1 protein-coding gene is annotated in these 533 nt (G+C 55.2%); it reads right to left on the reverse strand.

Going from position 1 to position 533, the window contains the following annotated elements:
• The coding region (locus H1B37_RS33140; protein WP_182871544.1) for a hypothetical protein at positions 1 to 396 on the reverse strand (396 nt) is incomplete at its 3' end.
• Positions 397 to 533 lie beyond the last annotated feature (137 nt).

Consider the following 533-nt stretch of genomic DNA (forward strand, 5'->3'; position numbering starts at 1 on the left):
CCGAGGCGAATCGTCTTTGCGGAGTAACTTTTTCTTCGGAGCACAGTATAGGGCTGTGGCCCAAAACAGCATGCCGCCGAGTAGCCGAATTGCGACTCGGGTCTCACGTCCTTTCTGGAGCGGCCTGGAGAAATTTTCACGGCTGGCGTGGCATGCCTTCTCAAACCCTTCTTCGATCATCGTCGAGGAGATCAACCCTGCGACGACCATATCCGCACCGCGGGCAAAGGCATTGTGAATGGTTCTTTCGAGTGTTCCGAGTTGATTGGGATGGTCCGAGACCTGCTTCTTCCAGGCCGCCAAGTCGGGAGCCAGCTGAGCGTAGAACAACGCGAACATTTCTTCGGCCGACTCGATCCGTTTATCCTTCGATTGCCCCATGGCTGTTCCTTGCATCGTTGACCGCATCCTTGCTTGGCGAGTGGAAGATCGTCCCTGAATCGCCCAAGATACCACTGTCACCGAATCGAGAAACCGCAGCCGAACCCCAATGCGTTGCTAGCAAAAAGCGTCAACTAAATGGGAATGCACCC

The organism is Stieleria mannarensis, assembly GCF_014154935.1.
GTDB lineage: Bacteria > Planctomycetota > Planctomycetia > Pirellulales > Pirellulaceae > Stieleria > Stieleria mannarensis.